Below are 17,430 nucleotides of genomic sequence, written 5' to 3' on the forward strand. Positions count from 1 at the left end.
CCCGCATGACCCGCATCCTCCTCCCCCTCCTCGCCACGTTCACCCTCGCGCTGCCCGCCACCGCGCTGGCGGCGAACGACGGCACCTCGAACACGATCATGGTCGCCGAGCTGCGACAGCGACCCGTCGCGCCGAGCTTCATGGACTACACGGACGACGTGATGCTGACTAGCACGCGTCGGCCTTGAGGTGCTCGTTGGCCCACAGGGCGATCTGCTCGAGCGCGGGCATGAGGGCGCGGCCTGAGTCCGTGAGCGCATAGGTCACGCTGAGCGGCGGCCCCTCGTCGACGGTGCGCGTCACGAGGCCGCCCTCGGTCAGGTCGGACAGCCGGTCCGACAGCACGGAGTCGCTGACGCCGCCGACCGCGCGCGAGAGCTCGCGGAACCCCGCCGGGCCTTCGCTCAGGCGGCCCAGGAGAACCGCGGTCCAGCGCTTGCCGAGGAAGCGGAAGGCCCGCGCGAGCGACTCGGCCCGCGGCACGCACTGGTCGGGCGAGAGCGGTTCCGTCACGGGAACGATGCTAGCGCGATCGAAGCTGCTAGTTTTTTCGAAGCGACTTCGACTTTGCGAGAGAGCTGACTACATGCCCGACTACGGCCACGACCTTGCCTTCGGCACCTTCATCACCCCGCAGAACCAGCGACCCGAGGACGTGGTCGCGCTCGCCCAGCTGACTGAGGCGGCGGGGCTCGACCTGGCGACGTTCCAGGATCACCCGTACCAGCCCGCGTTCCTGGACACCTGGACGCTGCTCTCGTGGGTGGCGGCCCAGACCACCACGCTGCGCGTCGCGGCCAACGTGCTCAACCTGCCGCTGCGGCCGCCGGCGGTGCTCGCACGGTCCGCGGCGAGCCTCGACCTGCTCTCAAAGGGCCGGTTGGAGCTCGGGCTCGGGGCGGGCGCGTTCTGGGACGCGATCGAGGCGATGGGCGGCCCACGCCGCACGCCGGGCGAGGCGGTCACCGCGCTCGACGAGGCGATCGACGTCATCCGCGGCATCTGGGACACGAGCCGGCGTGGCGGGGTCAAGATCAGCGGCTCCGCGAAAGGCGCCAAGCGCGGCCCGGCGCCCGCGCACGACATCGAGATCTGGCTCGGCGCCTACAAGCCGCGGATGCTGCGGTTGACGGGCACCAAGGCCGACGGCTGGCTCCCGACGCTCGGCTACCTCGAGCAGATCGCGGAGTCCAACCGCACGATCGACGCCGCCGCCCTCGCCGCCGGCCGCGACCCACGCGAGATCCGGCGCCTGTTGAACATCACGTCAGCGGAGCTGACCGTCGACCGCCTGCTCGAGCTCACCACCGAGCACGGCTTCAGCACGTTCATCCTCGCCTCCGACGACCCGCAGGAGATCCAGCGCTTCGGCCAGGAGATCGCACCCGCCCTGCGCGACGCCGTCGCCGAGTTCCGCGAGACCTCCGGCGCGCCGAGCGGCCCGCCCCGCGGCGCGAACGCCCTCGCGGCGCGCCGCGACGGCATCGACTACGACGCCGCCCCGGTGGACGCCGTCGAGCCCGGCGATCGCGGGTACGACAAGGTCCGCTCGACCTACGTGCGCAGCGGCACGCCCGGGCTCGTGCTGCGCCCGAAGGACACCGCCGAGGTCGCGCACGCGCTCGTCTACGCCCGCGAACAGGACGTCCCGCTGGCGGTCCGCTCCGGCGGGCACGGCATCAGCGGCCGCTCGACCAACGACGGCGGGATCGTGATCGACCTCGGCCGCATCAACGAAGTCACGCTGACAGACGGCCGCGCACGGGTGGGCGCAGGCGCCCGCTGGGGCGACGTCGCGCAGGCGCTGGCGCCCTACGGCCTGGGAATGAGCTCCGGCGACTACGGGGACGTGGGCGTCGGCGGCCTCGCGACCGCGGGCGGCATCGGCTTCCTCGGGCGCAAGCACGGGCTGACGCTCGACCATGTCACCGCCGCCGACGTCGTCCTGGCCGACGGCCGCATCGTCCACGCCGATCGCGACGAGCACCCCGACCTCTTCTGGGCCCTGCGCGGCGCGGGCGGGAACTTCGGCATCGTCACGAACCTCGAGCTCGCCCCGTACCCGGTCGGCGACGTCGTCTTCAGCCGCATGGTCTTCGCCGCCGACGCGGACATGCTCGAGCGGTGGGGACGCCTCGTAGAAGCCTCTCCGCGGGAGCTCACGAGCTTCCTCACGATCGCGTCCGACCTCGCGCAGCTCTACACGGTCTACGCGGGAGACACGGACTCGGCCGTCGAGGCGCTGACGCCCCTCCTGCAAGCCGGCCGCCTCCTCGACCAGCAGGCCTCGCTCGTCCCCTACCACGCGGTCGTCGCCCCCCAGGGCGGGCTGCACACGGGCAGCTCGCGACCGCCCGCGATCCGCTCGGGCCTGATCGACCACGTCACGCCGGCGCTCGCGCAAGGGCTGGTCGAGATCCTCCCCGTCGCCCCGTTCATCCAGCTGCGGGCGGTTGGCGGCGCGGTCAACGACGTCGACCCGATGGCGACCGCGTACGCCCACCGCCACCAGAACTTCTCGCTCAACGCGGTCAGCGGCTCGCTCGAGCGGCTCAACCCGGTCTGGGACGAGGTGATCGCCCCGCACACGGACGGCATGTACCTGAGCTTCAACACCGATCCGCGGCCCGAGCGGCTCGCCGAGGGCTTCCCCGGCGCGACGCTCGACCGGTTGCGAGAGCTGAAGGCGGTCTACGACCCCGACAACGTCTTCGACCAGAACATGCCGATCGGCGATCCTTCGACGTATGGCGACCTCTCCCCGCTGGGCGCTCGCTGAGGCGCCCGTCTGGATCAACGGCGAGCCGGACCTGCGCGGACGCATCGTGCTGGTCGACTTCTGGACGTACACCTGCGTGAACTGGCTGCGGACGCTGCCGTACGTGCGGGCGTGGCACGAGCGCTACGAGGGCCTGACCGTCGTGGGCGCGCACTCGCCGGAGTTCAGCTTCGAGCACGAACTGGACCACGTCCGCCGGGCGGTCGCCACGCTGGACGTCCCGTACCCGGTCGCGATCGACAACGACTTCACGATCTGGCGCGCGTTCGGGAACCACTACTGGCCGGCGACCTACCTCGTCGACGGCGACGGGAACGTGCGCTTCGAGCACTTCGGCGAGGGCAACTACGACGGGATCGAGCGCGCGATCCAGGCACTGCTGGGCGTGGACGGCGACCTGGTGGAGGTCGACGCCGACGGCGTGACGAAGGCCGCCGACTGGGCCAACGTCGGCACTCCCGAGACCTACGTCGGCACGGCGCGCGGCGACACCGCGCTCGACCTGAGGGGAGCGTGGACGGTCGGCGACGAGTCCGCCCTCCTCGAGTCCGGCTCAGGGACGCTCGCGTTCGACTTCCAGGCGCGCGACCTCAACCTGGTCATGTCCGGAACCGGCCGCTTCACGGTCCACCTCGACGGCGAGCCGCCGGGGGATGACCATGGCGTCGACGTGACCGCCGACGGCGAGGGGTCCTTCGACGAGCCGCGCATGTACCAGCTGATCCGCCAGCGCGGCGACATCGTGGCGCGCACGTTCGAGATCGCGTTCGACGACCCCGGCGCGCGCGCCTACGTGTTCACGTTCGGCTAGAGCCTGTTGACGAATGGTCGGTCCGACCGATGTGGTGCAGCCGCCAGTGGCTCGCGCCGGCCGCGCTCGCGATGCGGCCCTCTGGGCCGTGAGCAGCGCGGGCGGCGCGAGGCGCTGCGGATGTGCCGCAGCGGGCGTACCGGTATCCGTCAGCAGGCTCTCAGGCCGCGGCGCCTTCGAAGGCGACGAAGTCGCCGGCGGCGGTGACCGAGCCGACGATCAGCGAGCCGTTGTCGACCTTCGCGATGCCGGCGCCGGCCTCGAGGCTGGTGGCCAGCCGGACCGCCTCGCCGAGGGAGACCCCGGTGCCGCCGTAGACGCGAATGCCATCGCGCACGACGGCGTACTTGTCACCGTCGTCCTTGATGACCTCGGCGCCGACGTTGCGGTTGGCCATCTTCGCGTTCTTCTTCTTCTCGGCCATACGGCATCCGTCCTCGTTGAATCGGTGGTGCGGGCGCGGGCATGATAGACGCGCGCCGGTGGCGTCTCAACCGGCGACGTAGTCCGCGAGATGCTCGCCCGTGAGCGTCGAACGCCCGCCGACGAGATCGGACGGCGTGCCCTCGAACACGATCCGGCCGCCGTCCTGGCCCGCGCCCGGGCCGAGATCGATGATCCAGTCGGCGTGCGCCATGACCGCCTGGTGGTGCTCGATCACGATCACGGACTTGCCGGAGTCCACGAGCCGGTCGAGCAGGCCGAGCAGCTGTTCGACGTCGGCGAGGTGCAGGCCGGTCGTCGGCTCGTCCAACACCAGCACGCCGCCCTTCTCCACCATGTGGGTGGCCAACTTCAGGCGCTGGCGCTCGCCGCCGGACAGCGTCGTCAGCGGCTGGCCGATGGTGAGGTAGCCGAGGCCGACGTCGGCGAGCCGGCCGAGGATCTTGTGGGCGGCGGGCACCTTCGAGTCGCCGCCGGCGAAGAACTGCTCGGCCTCGTCGACCGACATCGCCAGCACCTCGCTGATGTCGCGCCCGCCGAGGTGGTACTCGAGCACGGAGGCGTCGAAGCGCTTGCCTTCGCACTCCTCGCACGTCGACGCGACGCTGGCCATCATCCCCAGGTCGGTGTAGACGACGCCCGCGCCGTTGCAGTTCGGGCAGGCGCCCTCGGAGTTGGCGCTGAACAGCGCCGGCTTGACGCCGTTGGCCTTGGCGAACGCCTTGCGGATCGGATCGAGCAGGCCGGTGTAGGTGGCCGGATTCGAACGCCGCGACCCGCGGATCGCGGCCTGGTCGATCGCCACGACGTCGTCGAGCGGCGAGACGGAGCCGTGGATCAGCGAGCTCTTGCCCGACCCGGCCACGCCGGTGACCACCACGAGCACGCCGAGCGGGATGTCGACGTCCACGCCCTGCAGGTTGTTGGTCGAGGCGCCGCGCACCGGCAAGGAGTTGGAAGACGAGCGCACCGACGGCTTCAAGGAGGCGCGGTCGTCCAGGTGGCGCCCGGTCAGCGTCCCGCTCGCCCGCAGCTCTTCGACGGTCCCCTCGAAGCAGACCGTGCCGCCGTCCTTCCCCGCCCCGGGGCCGAGGTCGACGACGTGGTCGGCGATCGCGATCGCCTCCGGCTTGTGCTCGACCACGAGCACGGTGTTGCCCTTGTCGCGCAACTGGATCAGCAGGTCGTTCATCCGCTGGATGTCGTGCGGGTGCATGCCGATCGTCGGCTCGTCGAACACGTACGTGACGTCGGTGAGCGAGGAGCCGAGGTGGCGGATCATTTTCGTGCGCTGCGACTCGCCGCCCGAGAGCGTGCCCGACGGGCGGTTGAGCGACAGGTAGCCGAGCCCGATCTCGACGAACGAGTCGAGCGTCGCGCGCAGCGACTTCAGCAGCGGCGCGACCGACGGCTCGTCCAGGCCCGAGGCCCACTCCGCCAGGTCGGTGATCTGCATCGCCGAGACGTCGGCGATGCTGACGCCGTCGATCTTCGACGAGCGGGTCGCCTCGCTCAGCCGCGTCCCGTCGCAGTCGGGGCAGGTGGTGAACACGACCGCGCGCTCGACGAAGGCGCGGATGTGCGGCTGCATCGCGTCGACGTCCTTGGCGAGCATCGACTTCTGGATCGCCGGGATCAGCCCGAGGTAGGTGAGGTTGATGCCCTCGACCTTGATCTTCGTGGGCTCGCGGTAGAGCAGGTCGTGCAGCTCGCGCTTGTTGTACTTCTTGATCGGCTTGTCCGCGTCGAAGTAGCCGGAGCCGCGGAAGATCCGCCCGTACCAGCCCTCCATGCTGTATCCGGGGATCGTCAGCGCGCCCTCGTTGAGCGACTTGTCCTCGTCGTAGAGCGCGTGCAGGTCGAAGTCCGAGACCGAGCCGCGGCCCTCGCAGCGCGGGCACATGCCGCCGGTGCGGCTGAAGCTGGCCTTCTCGGTGATCGTCTTGTTGCCGCGCTCGACCGTGATCCCGCCGCTGCCGTGCACGGAGGCGACGTTGAAGGAGTACGCGCCCGGGCCGCCGATGTGCGGCCGGCCGAGGCGGCTGAAGAGGATCCGCAGCATCGCGTCGGCGTCCGTGGCGGTGCCGACGGTCGAGCGCGGGTTGGCTCCCATGCGCTCCTGGTCGACGATGATCGCCGTCGTCAGGCCGTCGAGCACGTCGACCTCCGGCCGCGACAGCGTCGGCATGAAGCCCTGCACGAACGCGCTGTAGGTCTCGTTGATCAGCCGCTGCGACTCGGACGCGATCGTCCCGAACACGAGCGAGCTCTTGCCCGACCCCGAGACCCCGGTGAACACGGTCAGCCGCCGCTTCGGGATCTCGACGCTGACGTCCTTGAGGTTGTTCACGCGCGCGCCGGTCACGCGGATCAGGTCGTGGGTGTCAGCCGCAATCGTCGTACTCATCAAGTCTCCATCTATCAAACCGACCACCGCCCGTCGCGCATCAGCTCGCGGTCGGACAGCTCGTTCACCTCGCGCCAGGCCTGGATGCGGCGCGGCGTGACGCGGAACCAGGGGTACGCGAAGTCGCGCGGATCGAACCCGGTGCGCGCCGCGAACCGATCCCCCACCTCGGGTGTGACGTCGACGACCTCGACCGTCCCTTCGATCATCGTCACGTCGCGGGTGTCGCCGAGGCCGAGCCGCACGGTGCCGGTGGCGGCGAGGTTGCGGCCGGTGGGGCTGTTCGCCGGGGTCGCGAGCAGCAGCGCCTCGCCGTCCCAGTCGAACGACAGCGGGACGAGGTACGGCGCGCCGTCGGCCGAGGCGGTCGCGACCCAGAGGTCGACGTCGTGCGCGAGCCGGTGCTCGGTGTCGCGACGCCGTTGATCACGTGAGCGGGGGGCCACGGCGGTCACTCTAGTTGCGGTTCTGCCGGACCGTTTCTCGATTCCTGCTCGGCGCGCCCTAGGGGGTGGACTGGGTGGGGTGACGGATGCGACCGGTGCGTTCAGACGCGATCTTCACGGTCATGAAGATCGTCATCATCGGTGGGACCGGACGCGTCGGTGGCAATGTCGTCCGGCGGCTCACCGCCCTCGGGCACGAGCCGGTGCCCGCCTCGCCCTCCACGGGCGTCGACACCATCACGGGCGAAGGGCTCGAGTCCGCGCTGGCGGGCGCGGACGTCGTCGTCGACGTGTCCAACGCGCCCGAGTGGGACGACGAGGCCGTCCGGCGGTTCTTCGTCACCTCCACCCGCAACCTGCTGGCGGCGGAGCGCTCCGCCGGCGTCGGCCATCACCTCGCCGTGACGATCGTCGGTGCCGACCGGCTGCCCGAGAGCGGCTACCTGCGGGCCAAGGTCGCGCAGGAGGCGGAGATCGCGGGCGGCGAGGTCCCCTACACGGTGTTGCGCGCGACGCAGTTCTTCGAGTTCCTGCCGGTGATCGTCGAGGCGGGTGCCGAGGGCGATCACGTGCGGCTGTCGACCGGGTTGATGCAACTGGTCGCGGCGGATGACGTCGCCGCCACCGTGACGGACCTGGCGACGGGCTCGCCGGTCGGCGGGGTCGTGGAGCTCGGCGGCCCGGAGAAGCTGGGGATCGACGCGTGGGCGCGGCGGCTGTTCGCCGCCACGGGTGACGGGCGCTCGGTGATCGGCGATCCGCGCGCGGGCTACTTCGGGACCGAGCTGGCGGGCGGGGAGCTGACCACCGGCGAGGGCGCGCGGATCGGAGCGATCGACTTCGAGACGTGGATCGCGCGATGAGGATCCCCACGCCGCGCGGCCCGATCGCGGCGGGCGGGTGGCCTACCGGATCGCGCTCGACGACCCTGAGGTCGTGAAGCGGGTCGCCGTCCTCGACGTCGTGCCGACGGGCGAGGTCTGGCGCCGCGCGGACGCGTCGTTGGCGCTGACCTGCTGGCACTGGGCGTTCCTCGCCCAGCCGGCGCCGCTCCCCGAGCGGCTGATCCTCGGCGTCCCCGACGGGTTCTGGATCGCGGCACGACGGATGGGGCTCAAGCCCGGTGACCCGTATCGCACGCAGCTCGGCGACCCGGGCTTCGTGACCGCGGTGTGCGAGGACTACCGCGCGGGGGCGACGATCGACCGCGAGCACGACGACGAGGGCGGGACGATCGCCTGCCCGGTGCGGGCGCTGTGGGCGGGTGAAGGGGCGCTGCCGCGCCTCTACGAGGACCCGCTCGAGCCGTGGCGGGCGTTCGCGCCCCCGATCACCGGCCGCGCGGTCGAGGGCGCCTCGCACTTCCTCGTGGAGGACGCCCCCGACGTCGTGGGCCGCGAACTGGCGGCGTTCTTCTGAACCCGAGCTAGGCGTAGTGCGGGATGTCCTCGAGCAGGCCCGGGTGCGTTGGCTCCCAGTTCAGGAGCGCGCGCGTCCTGGCGCTCGAGGCGGGCGCGTCGGCGGCGAAGAAGCCGCCGATCCAGCCGAAGTGCTCGGCGGCCTGCTCGGGCTCGATCGAGGTCGTCGGGACGTCGAGCGCGTTCCCGATGGCCTCGGCGATCTCGCGCGCGGGGATGCCGGTCTCCGCGGTGGCGTGGAGGATGCTGCCGGCGGGCGCGTGGTCGACGGCGAGCGCGACCAGGCGGCCGGCGTCGAGGCGGTGGACCGCCGGCCAGCGGTTGGCGCCGCCGCCGACGTACGCCGAGACGCCCTTCTCCTTCGCGACGCCCACGAGGACCGCGATGAAGCCGTGATCGCCGGGGCCGTGCACGGTGGGCGCGAAGCGGGCGACGATCGGGCGCACGCCGCGGTCGGCGAACGCGCGTGCGACCTCGGCGTTCGCGACCCGCGGGTGGACGCCCGGGTCGGGGATGTCGTCCTCGGTGCCGACCCTGCCAGGCGCGAGGCCGAGCGTTCCGGAAGCCATCACCAGCGGTGCGCCGGTGCCCTCCAGTGCCTCCCCCATCGCCGTGATCGCGGCGAGGTCGGTCCGCGCCGCGTCGGGCATCCGCGAAAAGTCGTGGTTGTAGCCGAGGTGGACGACGCCTTGCGAGTCGGCCGCGCCGGCGCGTAGGCCGTCGACGTCGTCGAGGTCGCCGCGGCGCACGGTGGCGCCGAGCGCGGCGACCTTCTCCGCCGCTTGGTCTGAACGGGCCAGCCCGACCACCTCGTGGCCGGCGCCGATGAGCTCCGGGATGACGGCCGAGCCGATCCAGCCCGACGCCCCGGTGACGAATACGCGCATTTGGGAAACCTCCGTGATGTCACAGTGCGACATCAGGGATCGTAGCACTGTGATGTCGCACTGTGACATAGCCCTATCCTTGGAGTGGATGGGTCGTTGGGAGCCAAACGCCGAGGGACGACTGCGCGAAGCCGCGATGGAGCTGTTCACGTCGCGCGGCTATGAGCAGACGACCGTCGCGGACATCGCCTCGCGGGCCGGGGTCACCTCGCGCACGTTCTTCCGCTACTTCACCGACAAGCGCGAGGTGCTCTTCGCGCGCTCGGACGAGTTCGAACGGCCGCTGGTGGAGGCACTGGAGGCCGCACCCGCCGACGCGTCGCCGATGGCGGCGGTCGCGGCCGCACTGGACGCCGCCGCCGCGATGATCGGCGGCAACCGCGAGCACTCCCGCGCCCGCCAGGCCGTGCTCGCGTCCAGCGCCGAGTTGCGCGAGCGCGAGCTGATCAAGATGGCGTCGCTGGCCGCCGCTCTCGCCGCGGCGCTGCGCCGGCGGGGTGTGCCCGAGCCGCAGGCCGGCCTGGCGGCCGAGACCGGGATCGCGGTGTTCCGCGTCGCGTTCCCCCGTTGGATGGACGAAGAGGTGGAGCGCCCGCTCGCCGAGGTCATGCGCGCGTCGCTCGCCGACCTCACGACCCTGGTCGCCTGATCGGTCCCCCTCATGACCCCAACTTCCGGCGCGAAATGCCGATACAGGGGCTGTGACCACCCTCCGTTCCGTTCTGCTCGCCACGCTCGCTCTCGCCGTCTGCGCCGGCCCCGCTGACGCCGCCTCCTCCAAGCACCGCAAGCCGAAGGCCAAGCGCCCCGCCGCCGTGAAGGTGGTCCCGAAGGCCGCTCCGGCCGCCACGCCCGCCCCGGCCCCGGCGCCCGCCCCCACTCCCGCCCCGACGGTCAACTCCGTGATCTCGATCGGCGGCTACGTCTTCTACAACCTGACCTACGCCGAGGCCGTCGCCGCCTACGAGGCCGCCGTCGCCGCCGCCCCCGCCGGCTACACGCCGCCGCCGGTCACCTCCGTCTCGGTCACCACGACCGTGGGCGGACAGGTGAGCTAGCGCGATCGCGCCGCCGCCCGCCACGGGCCAACCGTGGCGGCGTGCTGCCTCGAGGGCTCGTGATCTTCGCGGTCGGGCTCCTCGTATCAGGCGGCGTACCCAGGGCTGACGGCAAGTCGGCGGCGGCCCGGCCAGAGCTTGTCGCCGAGCAGGGAGAGCGCGGCGGGCGCCATCAGCAGGCGGACGAGCGTCACGTCCACGAGGACGGCGCTGGCGAGCCCGATGCCGGTCATCTTGATCACCGGGTCCGAGTCGGTGGCGAAGCCGAGGAAGACGGCGATCATGATCCCGCCGGCGGCGGTGACGATCTTGCGCGTGCCCGCCGACACGGCGGCGATCGCTTCGTGGTGGGTCGCGTGGCGGTCCCATTCCTCGCGGACCCGCGAGAGCAGGAACACGTTGTAGTCGGTCGAGAGGCCGAACAGGATCGCGAACATGAAGAGCGGCACGTACGGGACGACGGGCTGCTGTTCGACGCCCAGCAACGAGGCGCCGGCCGCGGTCTGGAACGCGAGCGTCACGACGCCGTAGGCGGCGGCGATCGACGCCAGGTTGAACAGCGCGGAGAGCAGCGAGATCCGCCACGAGCGGAACGCGGCCAGCAGGAGCAGCAGCGAGAGGCCGATTACGGCCGCGGCGAACAGCGGGATCCGCGAGGCGATCTTCTCGGCCTCGTCGCCGAAGCGCGCCGTGCGGCCGCCGACGAAGGCGGTGGCTTCCGACCCGCGCAATGCGGACGGGATCACGACCGCAGGCGGTCCACCAGCGCGCGGGTCTGCTCGTCCTGCGGGCCGTGCTTCGGGGTGACCGTGATCACCGCGGTGTCGCCGGCCTTGTTGGTGACCGGCTGGGCGACGGCGGCGACCTCCCGGTCGGCGGCGATCCCCTTGGTCAGGCCGGCGAGCGCCTTGTCGCCGGGCTTGGAGACCGCGATCACGAGCGGCCCGTTGACGCCCGCGCCGAAGCCCTCGGCGAGGCGGTCGTAGGCCTGGCGCTGGGTCGTGTCGGAGGTGAGGTTGCGGTCGTCGGGCTGGCCGAGTTCGAGGCCGGCGGCGGGAGCGGCGAGCGCGACCGTCACGGCGCCCGCGGTGAGCAGCGCGACGACGGGGCGCTTGGTCGCCCACGGGGCGCGCGGAGCGCTCGCGGGGGCCGCGCCACCCCTGCGCTCCCTGCGAGGCAGCAGCTTGCGACCGGCACGGGCGAAGCGGGCGGGCAGCAGGACGACGCAGACGACGGCGCAGGCGAGGACGACGAGCCCGGTGGCGACGCCGGCGCGACCCACGAACGGGATGCCGGTCACGAGCAGACCGGAGATCGAGACGAGCACGATCCCCGCGGCGGTCAGAGCGGACTCGCCGGCGGTGGCGTTGGCGCGCTGCGCGGCCTCGAGCGGGCCGTAGCCGGCGCGGAGCTCCTCCTGCTGGCGCGCGGCGAGCAGCAGCGCGTAGTCGATGCCGGCGCCGAGGCCGAGCATGCCGGCGAGCGTCGGCGCGAGGCCGGGCACGTCGGTGGCGGCCGCGGCCCACATCAGCGCGGCGAAGCCGAACCCGATGCCGACGAACGCGGCGCCGAGGGCGTTGCGCGTGGCGCGCAGGTTGCGCAGCACGAGCAGCATCAGCAGCACGGCGATCACCAGGCCGATCACCTCGCCGATCGGGAACCCACCGGTGGCGGCGCCGTCGATCGGCTCACCGGACATCGCGACGGCGATGCCCGCCGCGGGCAGCCCGGCCGTGGCCTGCTCGAGGCGCTCGCGCGCCTTGGCGTCGAGGTCGGTCGCCGTCTGGTCGTAGCTGACGGTGGTGTACGCGGTCCGGCCGTCCCTGGCAACGTGGAGGTCTTCGACCGCGGTCACGTGCGGCTGGCGCCGGATCGTCGCCAGCACGGTGTCGACGCCGTCGAGCTTGGAGCCCGTGAACACGAGCGTGGTCTGCGTGCCCGACTGCGCGGGGAAGCGCTGCTCGAGCAGGTCCTGCGCCTTCTGGGACTCGATGCCGGGGACGGTGAAGTCGTCCTTGAACGAGCCGCCGGCGAAGACCGCGCCGGCGATCAGCGCGATCAGCACCGCGATGACGGTGAGCGTCGTCGCTCGCGGGCGGCGCCCTGCGAGTCCGGCCAGACGGGAGAGCGGGGAGGTCATGGATCGAAGGTACTCATACTCAGTCTAAAATTCAACTGAGTTCTAAATTCGACGCGGTATGCTTTCTGGCGTGACGGGACTCCGGGAACGCAAGAAGGCCGCGACCCGTATCGCGATCCGCGACGCGGGCATGCGGCTGTTCGCCGAGCGTGGGTTCGCCGGGACGACGATCGACGAGATCGCCGAGGACGCCGGCGTCTCGCGGGCGACGGTCTTCGCCTACTTCCCGACCAAGGAGGAGATCGTCTTCGGGGACGCGGCCGTCGCCGTCGACGCGCTTCGCGAACTGCTGCGCGACGCGCCGACCATCGTGGCCGTGCGGGCGTGGCTGAAACAGCTCACGGGGTGGCTCGAGCCGGAGCTGTTGCTGCAGCAGCGCCTGCGCGAGGAGGCGCCGACCGTGGCCGCGCGGCGGCTTCAGCTCCTCGGCGCCATCGAGGACGTGATCACCGAGGCGCTGAAGCTGGAGCTCGGCCCCGGCCGCGAGCTCGCCGCGCAGCTCACCGCCGCGGGGCTGATCGGCGGCTTGAACGCCGTCGAATTGACCGCCGCGGCGCAGATGGGAGAGCGCGGCGTCGCGCTCTCCCCTGCTGAGATCGACCACATCCTCGACGTCACGATCACGTACGTCGAGGCGGGTCTCGCCGCGGTTACGGGCTTGTCGTCGACAATGTGAACGTCACGTTTTTGCTGTACGTGCCCGTTCGCAAGGCGTCACCGGCGGCGATCGCCTGCTTGAACGTGACCGGGACGGCCTCGTTGGAGGTCGGCGCGGTCCACGTCTTCACGACCCCCAGACCCTGCAGCGGCTGCGGCAGCGCGAACGTACCGTTGACGAGCCGGCCTGGGGCGTTCGTGCTCGGGTCGGCGACGCTCAGCGTCGCGTCGCCGGCGGTCGAGACCACGGTGGCGGTGGTCGTCGCGGTGTACTCCTTCGCCACGCCCGGCGTGAACGCGCCGAACGTCGCGGGAGCGCCCAGCGTCAGCGCCAGCGTCGCCGGAACGCTGCCGCCGACGCTGCCGGGCGTGTCGGTCTGCAGCGCGGGCGTGGGCGGCGCGACCTCGTTCCCGCTCATCCAGTTCACCAGCTCGACGCCCTTGGACTGGATCTTCAGCAGCGCGGCGCCGCCGTCGGCGCAGCCGCAGTTGGAGATCCGCTTGGCCTCGGCGACGAACTGCTTGGCGGCGGTGGCCGCGGCCGCGTTGTCGCCGGCGCGGTAGGCGGTGTCGGCGGCGTTGAGCGCGGCGCTCATCGCGGTCGACGCCTTGACGTTGCCGTCGGCGACCGCGGCCGAGAGCAGGTCCTTGACCTCGTTGAACGTGACGCAGTTGGCGTATTCCTGCCCGCCGGTCCACTGGATCGCGTTGAGGATCATCCCCCGGAACCACGCCTCGGTCGCGAACTGCCAGTTGTGGCCGAGGGTCGAGGTGAAGGAACGGCCGCCGTCGAAGTTGCGGCACCAGACCATTCCGTGGCGGTCGGTGTTGTGCAGCGAGCCGGTGCCGTAGCCGATCTGCCCCATGAGCGAGTCCTCGTTCTCATAGACCAGCGGGTGCGCGATCCCCAGGTCGACCGGGTCGCGGTTGGTGTTGTAGTTCTCCTCCACCGTGTACCAGCGCGCGGGCATCGCCGCCGTGCTCGTGTGGGCGGGATCGGCGGTCACGAGCTCGACGTGGCCGCCTGATTCGGTGTCGATCAGGATGCCGCCCTGGTTTGAGCCGTGGTTGCTGAAGCCCGCACCGATGAGGTCCATGAACCAGGGCACGTTCTGCATCGAGTCCGTGCCGCCGTGGATGGCGACGATGCCGCCGCCCCCGCGGATGTACGCCTGCAGGTTCGCGAACTCCGTCGCGTTGAACGTCGCCGACGCGTTGATGCCGACGGTCGAGTTCATGACGATCGTCTTGTACTGCTTGAGCGTCGCCAGATCCATGAACGGGCTGGTCGCGAGCGACACGCCGGCCGGGGCTTGGCGGCCGGGGCTCGCGTTGATGTTCGGGTCCCAGATCTCGACGTCGAAGCCGTTGGTCGCGCCGAGCTGCTGGATCATCCACTCGAAGTCGACGATCGACTGGTGCCGGAAGCCGCCCGCGCGGCCGCTGATCAGGATCTTGTAGGTCGCGCCGGGCGTGGCGACGAACGGGACGGGGTTGTAGAACGCGCGGATCGCCTGCGTGTCCGGCTCGGCCGCGCCGACGGTCACGCCGGTGCCGCTCGTGTCGACCGGGGTGCCGTTGAGCTGTGCGATCAGCGCGGTTCCGGCGCTCGAGAGCGGCGCCTCGGAGCCCGCCGCGGTGACGAACTGCTGCAGAGAGGCGATGGCGCCGGCGGTGTTGCTCGCGTCGGCCTTGGCCTTCGCGTCGGCGAGCAGCGCCTTGAGCTCGGTCGCCTTCGCGGCGGAGATGTACGGCTGCGGGTCGGCGACGGTCACGCCGGTCGCGTGCGCCTTGGTCAGCGGGGAGCTGAGGATGACGTTGGCGAGCGTCGTCGCGGTCCCGGCCGCGTGGTCCTTGGCCAGCGGCGCGCTGAGCTCGACGTTCGGCGCCGGCGCCGCGGGGAGCGGCGAGATGTGGCGCTTGACCGTCACGACCTCCTGGTTGGCGCCCGTGTCGAGCACGATCGGCTGGCCCACGATCGGGCCGTTGTTGGACGGCGGGTTGACGCCGTTGTTGGTCTCGGTGGAGTAGCTCGCGAGGCGGACCTGGGTCGCGCCGGCGCTCGCCGCCGCGGACAGGGTCGTGTTGAGGGTCGGCGGCGGCTTGAGCGCCTTGGCGATCGTCACCCTCTCCTGGTTGTCGCCGGTGTCGACGACGATCTCCTGGCCTTCACGGAAGCCGAACGGGGTCGCGAGGCGCAGGCCGGTCGCTCCTACCGTCGTCGCCCCGTTGAGCGTGGTCCGCAGCGCGTTGTCGGCGAGCTGGTCGATCACGATCGCCAGGTCGGCGAACGACGTCGTGACCACGAACGTGTTCGTGTACTTGGCCGTGCTGCCCGCGACGTCCTGGAGCGAGACGGTCTGCGTGTGCTTGCCGGTGGTGAGCCGGTTGAGCTGCAGCGTCTTCGGGACCATGAACGTGCCGTCGATGGTCATCCGGCGCGGCGCCGCACCGCCGGCGCCGCTCGCGACGGTGTCGGTCGCGTCGCGCAGGCGCGGGTCGGTCCGCAGCGGCGTCAGCGTCTGGGACTGGAGGATCTTGCCGTCGACGATCGACGGGACGTAGACGTTCGAACCGGCGACGTGGCTCTTGGCCAACGCGCTCGTGAGGGTGACGTTCGGCGCGGGCGCGGCGGGCTCCGGCGAGATGATGGTCGCGATCTTGACGGTCTCGGCGTTGCCGCCCTGGTCGAGCTGCAGCGTCTCCCCCACGGCGCGGCCGGTCAGGCTGGCGAGGCGGACCTGCGTGTTCCCGCTCGTCACGCCCTGGTTGAGCGTCGTGGCCTGCGTCCCCCACGTCGCCACGGGACCCTTGGTGTCGATCTGCAGCGCGACCGTGCTGTAGAGCGCGGTGCCGGCGACCGTCGCGTTCGCGGCGTGCGCGTTGGCCAGCGGCGCCGTCAGCGTGACGTTCGGCGCGGGCGCGGCGGGCGCGGGCGTCACGATCGTGGCGATCGTCGCCGTCTCCTGGCCTGCACCGGTGTCGATGAGGAGGCTGTCGCCGGCGCCGCGACCGGTCGTGCTCGTGAGGCGGACGGCCGTCGCCCCGGCCGCCGAGGCCTGGTTGAGGGTCGTGTTCGTGGTCGCGCCCCTCGACGTGTTCCCGGAGCTGTCGATCGCCCGGTAGCGCACGGTCGTGTTGCCCTCGTCGGAGAGCGTCACGTTCGCGCTCACCGACGGTCCGGCCGTGACCGGGACGTCGACGTACGTCGCGCCGCCGTCCATCGAGTACTGGAGCTTCGCCACCGCGACGTCGTCCGTCGCCGACAGCTGCAACGTCTGCGGCGCTGTCAGCCGCCAGTTGCTGTTGCCGTTGGCCGCTGCGGCGAACGTCGCCGTGCCCGTGACCGGCGCCACGGTGTCGGCCGCGGACGCCGGCGCCGCGGCGAGCAGCGATACGGCGATCCCCGGCAGCGCCCAGCGACGGACCGAATCCCTCACAGACATGCCCTCTCCCCCTCACCTCACGTTCAGGAAGCTGGAGCGTAACCAGGGCCAGTTACACGTGTCAATCTCTATGGTTCGCGGCGTGATCGTCGCGGCGGTGGCCGACAGCGTTCGCGAGTTGGCCGTCGGCGTCGGCGGTGTCGAACTCCGCGGCGTGCACGACCGCCTCGACGACGTCGAGTTCCTCGCCCCCGAGTGGGGCGACGTGCCCGACCTGGCGTCGATGCCGGCGTTGCGCGTCGTGCAGATCCTGTCGGCGGGAAGTGACTGGATCGAGCCGTCGCTCCCGCCGGGCGTCGTGCTGTGCAACGCCCGCGGGACCCGCGACATCCCGGTCGCCGAGTGGGTCGTGGGCGCGATCCTCGGCGCCGCGACCGGCTTGTTGGAGGGCGCTCGCCGGGTTGTCTGGGAGCACCGTGTTCCGGCGGAGGTGTCCGGATCGCGGATCGTGATCGTCGGGTTCGGGTCGATCGGGCTCGCCGCGGCCTCGCGACTCTCCGCACTCGGCGCGACGGTGGTCGGCGTGGGCCGGTCGCGACTCGGTGAGTTGTCGCGCCTGGTGGCGGACGCGGATGTCGTCGTCGACCTCGTGCCTCTGACCGACGCGAGCCGCGGCATGTTCGACGCCACCGTGTTCGGGGCGATGCGCGACGGCGCGTTGTTCGTCAACGCGGGTCGCGGAGGCACGGTCGACCAGGACGCGCTGCTCGCCGAGCTCCCGCGCCTGCGCGCCGTCCTCGACGTGACCGACCCCGAGCCGCTGCCCACCGGCCATCCGCTGTGGACCGCTCCCGGCGTGCTCTCGATCACCAGCCACCAGGCGGGCGACAGCTTCGAGGCCGACACGCGCGCAGCGCAATTCGCCGTCGACCAGCTGCGCGCGTACGTGGCGGGCTCGCCGCTGCGCAACGTTGTTCCCCTTTTGTCCTAGGACAAA

The 17,430-nt window shown here is 71.6% G+C and carries 17 protein-coding genes; 9 read left to right on the forward strand and 8 right to left on the reverse strand.

All coding sequences use genetic code 11. The features are described 5' to 3' along the window. Nucleotides 1-5: 5 nt before the first annotated feature. Complete coding sequence (locus G569_RS0115825; RefSeq protein WP_157592081.1) at nucleotides 6-188, forward strand: hypothetical protein; 183 nt, start codon at nucleotides 6-8, stop codon at nucleotides 186-188. On the opposite strand, the gene G569_RS0115830 is transcribed toward G569_RS0115825, so the two are convergent. After that, a complete protein-coding gene (locus tag G569_RS0115830) occupies nucleotides 169-513 on the reverse strand; it encodes a winged helix-turn-helix transcriptional regulator (protein WP_053226439.1) in 345 nt (114 codons plus the stop codon). The genes G569_RS0115825 and G569_RS0115830 overlap by 20 nt on opposite strands. 73 nt (nucleotides 514-586) lie before the next feature. Here G569_RS0115830 and G569_RS0115835 point away from each other — a divergent pair, with 73 nt between their 5' ends. Further along, on the forward strand, nucleotides 587-2,779 hold the full coding sequence (locus G569_RS0115835) for an LLM class flavin-dependent oxidoreductase (protein WP_028064117.1): 2,193 nt from the start codon (nucleotides 587-589) through the stop codon (nucleotides 2,777-2,779). Continuing rightward, nucleotides 2,748-3,590, forward strand: coding sequence for a redoxin domain-containing protein (locus tag G569_RS48900; protein WP_053226440.1), 843 nt, complete (start codon nucleotides 2,748-2,750; stop codon nucleotides 3,588-3,590). Before G569_RS0115835 ends, G569_RS48900 begins: the two co-directional genes overlap by 32 nt. Before the next feature lie 160 nt (nucleotides 3,591-3,750). Here G569_RS48900 and G569_RS0115845 read toward each other — a convergent pair whose 3' ends face one another. The 3 genes from G569_RS0115845 to G569_RS0115855 form a co-directional block, all read right to left on the reverse strand. Beyond that, nucleotides 3,751-4,014 (reverse strand): hypothetical protein, encoded by a 264-nt coding sequence (locus G569_RS0115845; RefSeq protein ID WP_028064118.1) that lies wholly within the window; start codon nucleotides 4,012-4,014, stop codon nucleotides 3,751-3,753. 66 nt (nucleotides 4,015-4,080) lie between these two features. After that, on the reverse strand, nucleotides 4,081-6,441 hold the full coding sequence (locus G569_RS0115850) for an ATP-binding cassette domain-containing protein (protein WP_028064119.1): 2,361 nt from the start codon (nucleotides 6,439-6,441) through the stop codon (nucleotides 4,081-4,083). Nucleotides 6,442-6,455: 14 nt separating this feature from the next. Then, nucleotides 6,456-6,896, reverse strand: a complete 441-nt coding sequence (locus G569_RS0115855) for a pyridoxamine 5'-phosphate oxidase family protein (RefSeq protein ID WP_028064120.1) — start codon at nucleotides 6,894-6,896, stop codon at nucleotides 6,456-6,458. Between the two features lie 113 nt (nucleotides 6,897-7,009). Here G569_RS0115855 and G569_RS0115860 point away from each other — a divergent pair, with 113 nt between their 5' ends. Then, complete coding sequence (locus G569_RS0115860) at nucleotides 7,010-7,750, forward strand: SDR family oxidoreductase (RefSeq protein ID WP_028064121.1); 741 nt, start codon at nucleotides 7,010-7,012, stop codon at nucleotides 7,748-7,750. A 37-nt stretch (nucleotides 7,751-7,787) separates the two neighbouring features. Beyond that, on the forward strand, nucleotides 7,788-8,306 hold the full coding sequence (locus G569_RS48905) for an alpha/beta hydrolase (RefSeq protein ID WP_053226441.1): 519 nt from the start codon (nucleotides 7,788-7,790) through the stop codon (nucleotides 8,304-8,306). Nucleotides 8,307-8,313: 7 nt separating this feature from the next. Here the strand turns inward: G569_RS48905 and G569_RS0115870 are convergent, their stop codons facing one another. Beyond that, entirely contained in the window at nucleotides 8,314-9,192 is an 879-nt protein-coding gene (locus tag G569_RS0115870; protein ID WP_028064122.1) for an SDR family oxidoreductase, read from the reverse strand. A gap of 88 nt (nucleotides 9,193-9,280) precedes the next feature. Here G569_RS0115870 and G569_RS0115875 point away from each other — a divergent pair, with 88 nt between their 5' ends. Continuing rightward, a complete protein-coding gene (locus tag G569_RS0115875; RefSeq protein WP_028064123.1) occupies nucleotides 9,281-9,841 on the forward strand; it encodes a TetR/AcrR family transcriptional regulator in 561 nt (186 codons plus the stop codon). Nucleotides 9,842-9,893: 52 nt separating this feature from the next. Then, nucleotides 9,894-10,250, forward strand: a complete 357-nt coding sequence (locus tag G569_RS0115880) for a hypothetical protein (protein WP_028064124.1) — start codon at nucleotides 9,894-9,896, stop codon at nucleotides 10,248-10,250. A gap of 86 nt (nucleotides 10,251-10,336) precedes the next feature. Here G569_RS0115880 and G569_RS63795 read toward each other — a convergent pair whose 3' ends face one another. Beyond that, nucleotides 10,337-10,996 (reverse strand): MMPL family transporter, encoded by a 660-nt coding sequence (locus G569_RS63795; protein ID WP_169542156.1) that lies wholly within the window; start codon nucleotides 10,994-10,996, stop codon nucleotides 10,337-10,339. After that, complete coding sequence (locus G569_RS48910) at nucleotides 10,993-12,390, reverse strand: MMPL family transporter (protein ID WP_053226443.1); 1,398 nt, start codon at nucleotides 12,388-12,390, stop codon at nucleotides 10,993-10,995. Before G569_RS48910 ends, G569_RS63795 begins: the two co-directional genes overlap by 4 nt. A 70-nt stretch (nucleotides 12,391-12,460) precedes the next feature. Between G569_RS48910 and G569_RS58115 the strand changes: the two genes are divergently transcribed. Beyond that, nucleotides 12,461-13,066, forward strand: a complete 606-nt coding sequence (locus G569_RS58115; protein ID WP_053226444.1) for a TetR family transcriptional regulator — start codon at nucleotides 12,461-12,463, stop codon at nucleotides 13,064-13,066. On the opposite strand, the gene G569_RS0115895 is transcribed toward G569_RS58115, so the two are convergent. Continuing rightward, on the reverse strand, nucleotides 13,041-16,493 hold the full coding sequence (locus G569_RS0115895; RefSeq protein WP_028064125.1) for a ThuA domain-containing protein: 3,453 nt from the start codon (nucleotides 16,491-16,493) through the stop codon (nucleotides 13,041-13,043). The genes G569_RS58115 and G569_RS0115895 overlap by 26 nt on opposite strands. 82 nt (nucleotides 16,494-16,575) lie before the next feature. On the opposite strand from G569_RS0115895, the gene G569_RS0115900 reads away from it, so the two are divergent. Then, nucleotides 16,576-17,424 (forward strand): NAD(P)-dependent oxidoreductase, encoded by an 849-nt coding sequence (locus G569_RS0115900; RefSeq protein WP_028064126.1) that lies wholly within the window; start codon nucleotides 16,576-16,578, stop codon nucleotides 17,422-17,424. Nucleotides 17,425-17,430 lie beyond the last annotated feature (6 nt).

This window comes from Solirubrobacter soli DSM 22325, assembly GCF_000423665.1.
GTDB lineage: Bacteria > Actinomycetota > Thermoleophilia > Solirubrobacterales > Solirubrobacteraceae > Solirubrobacter > Solirubrobacter soli.

Bases quoted from the DNA above. Each gene is read 5' to 3' on its own strand.
- G569_RS0115825 (WP_157592081.1), top strand. From the start codon at position 6: ATGACCCGCATCCTCCTCCCCCTCCTCGCCACGTTCACCCTCGCGCTG.
- G569_RS0115835 (WP_028064117.1), top strand. From the start codon at position 587: ATGCCCGACTACGGCCACGACCTTGCCTTCGGCACCTTCATCACCCCG.
- G569_RS48900 (WP_053226440.1), top strand. From the start codon at position 2,748: ATGGCGACCTCTCCCCGCTGGGCGCTCGCTGAGGCGCCCGTCTGGATC.
- G569_RS0115845 (WP_028064118.1), bottom strand. From the start codon at position 4,014: ATGGCCGAGAAGAAGAAGAACGCGAAGATGGCCAACCGCAACGTCGGC.
- G569_RS0115850 (WP_028064119.1), bottom strand. From the start codon at position 6,441: ATGAGTACGACGATTGCGGCTGACACCCACGACCTGATCCGCGTGACC.
- G569_RS0115860 (WP_028064121.1), top strand. From the start codon at position 7,010: ATGAAGATCGTCATCATCGGTGGGACCGGACGCGTCGGTGGCAATGTC.
- G569_RS0115870 (WP_028064122.1), bottom strand. From the start codon at position 9,192: ATGCGCGTATTCGTCACCGGGGCGTCGGGCTGGATCGGCTCGGCCGTC.
- G569_RS0115875 (WP_028064123.1), top strand. From the start codon at position 9,281: ATGGGTCGTTGGGAGCCAAACGCCGAGGGACGACTGCGCGAAGCCGCG.
- G569_RS48910 (WP_053226443.1), bottom strand. From the start codon at position 12,390: ATGACCTCCCCGCTCTCCCGTCTGGCCGGACTCGCAGGGCGCCGCCCG.
- G569_RS0115895 (WP_028064125.1), bottom strand. From the start codon at position 16,493: ATGTCTGTGAGGGATTCGGTCCGTCGCTGGGCGCTGCCGGGGATCGCC.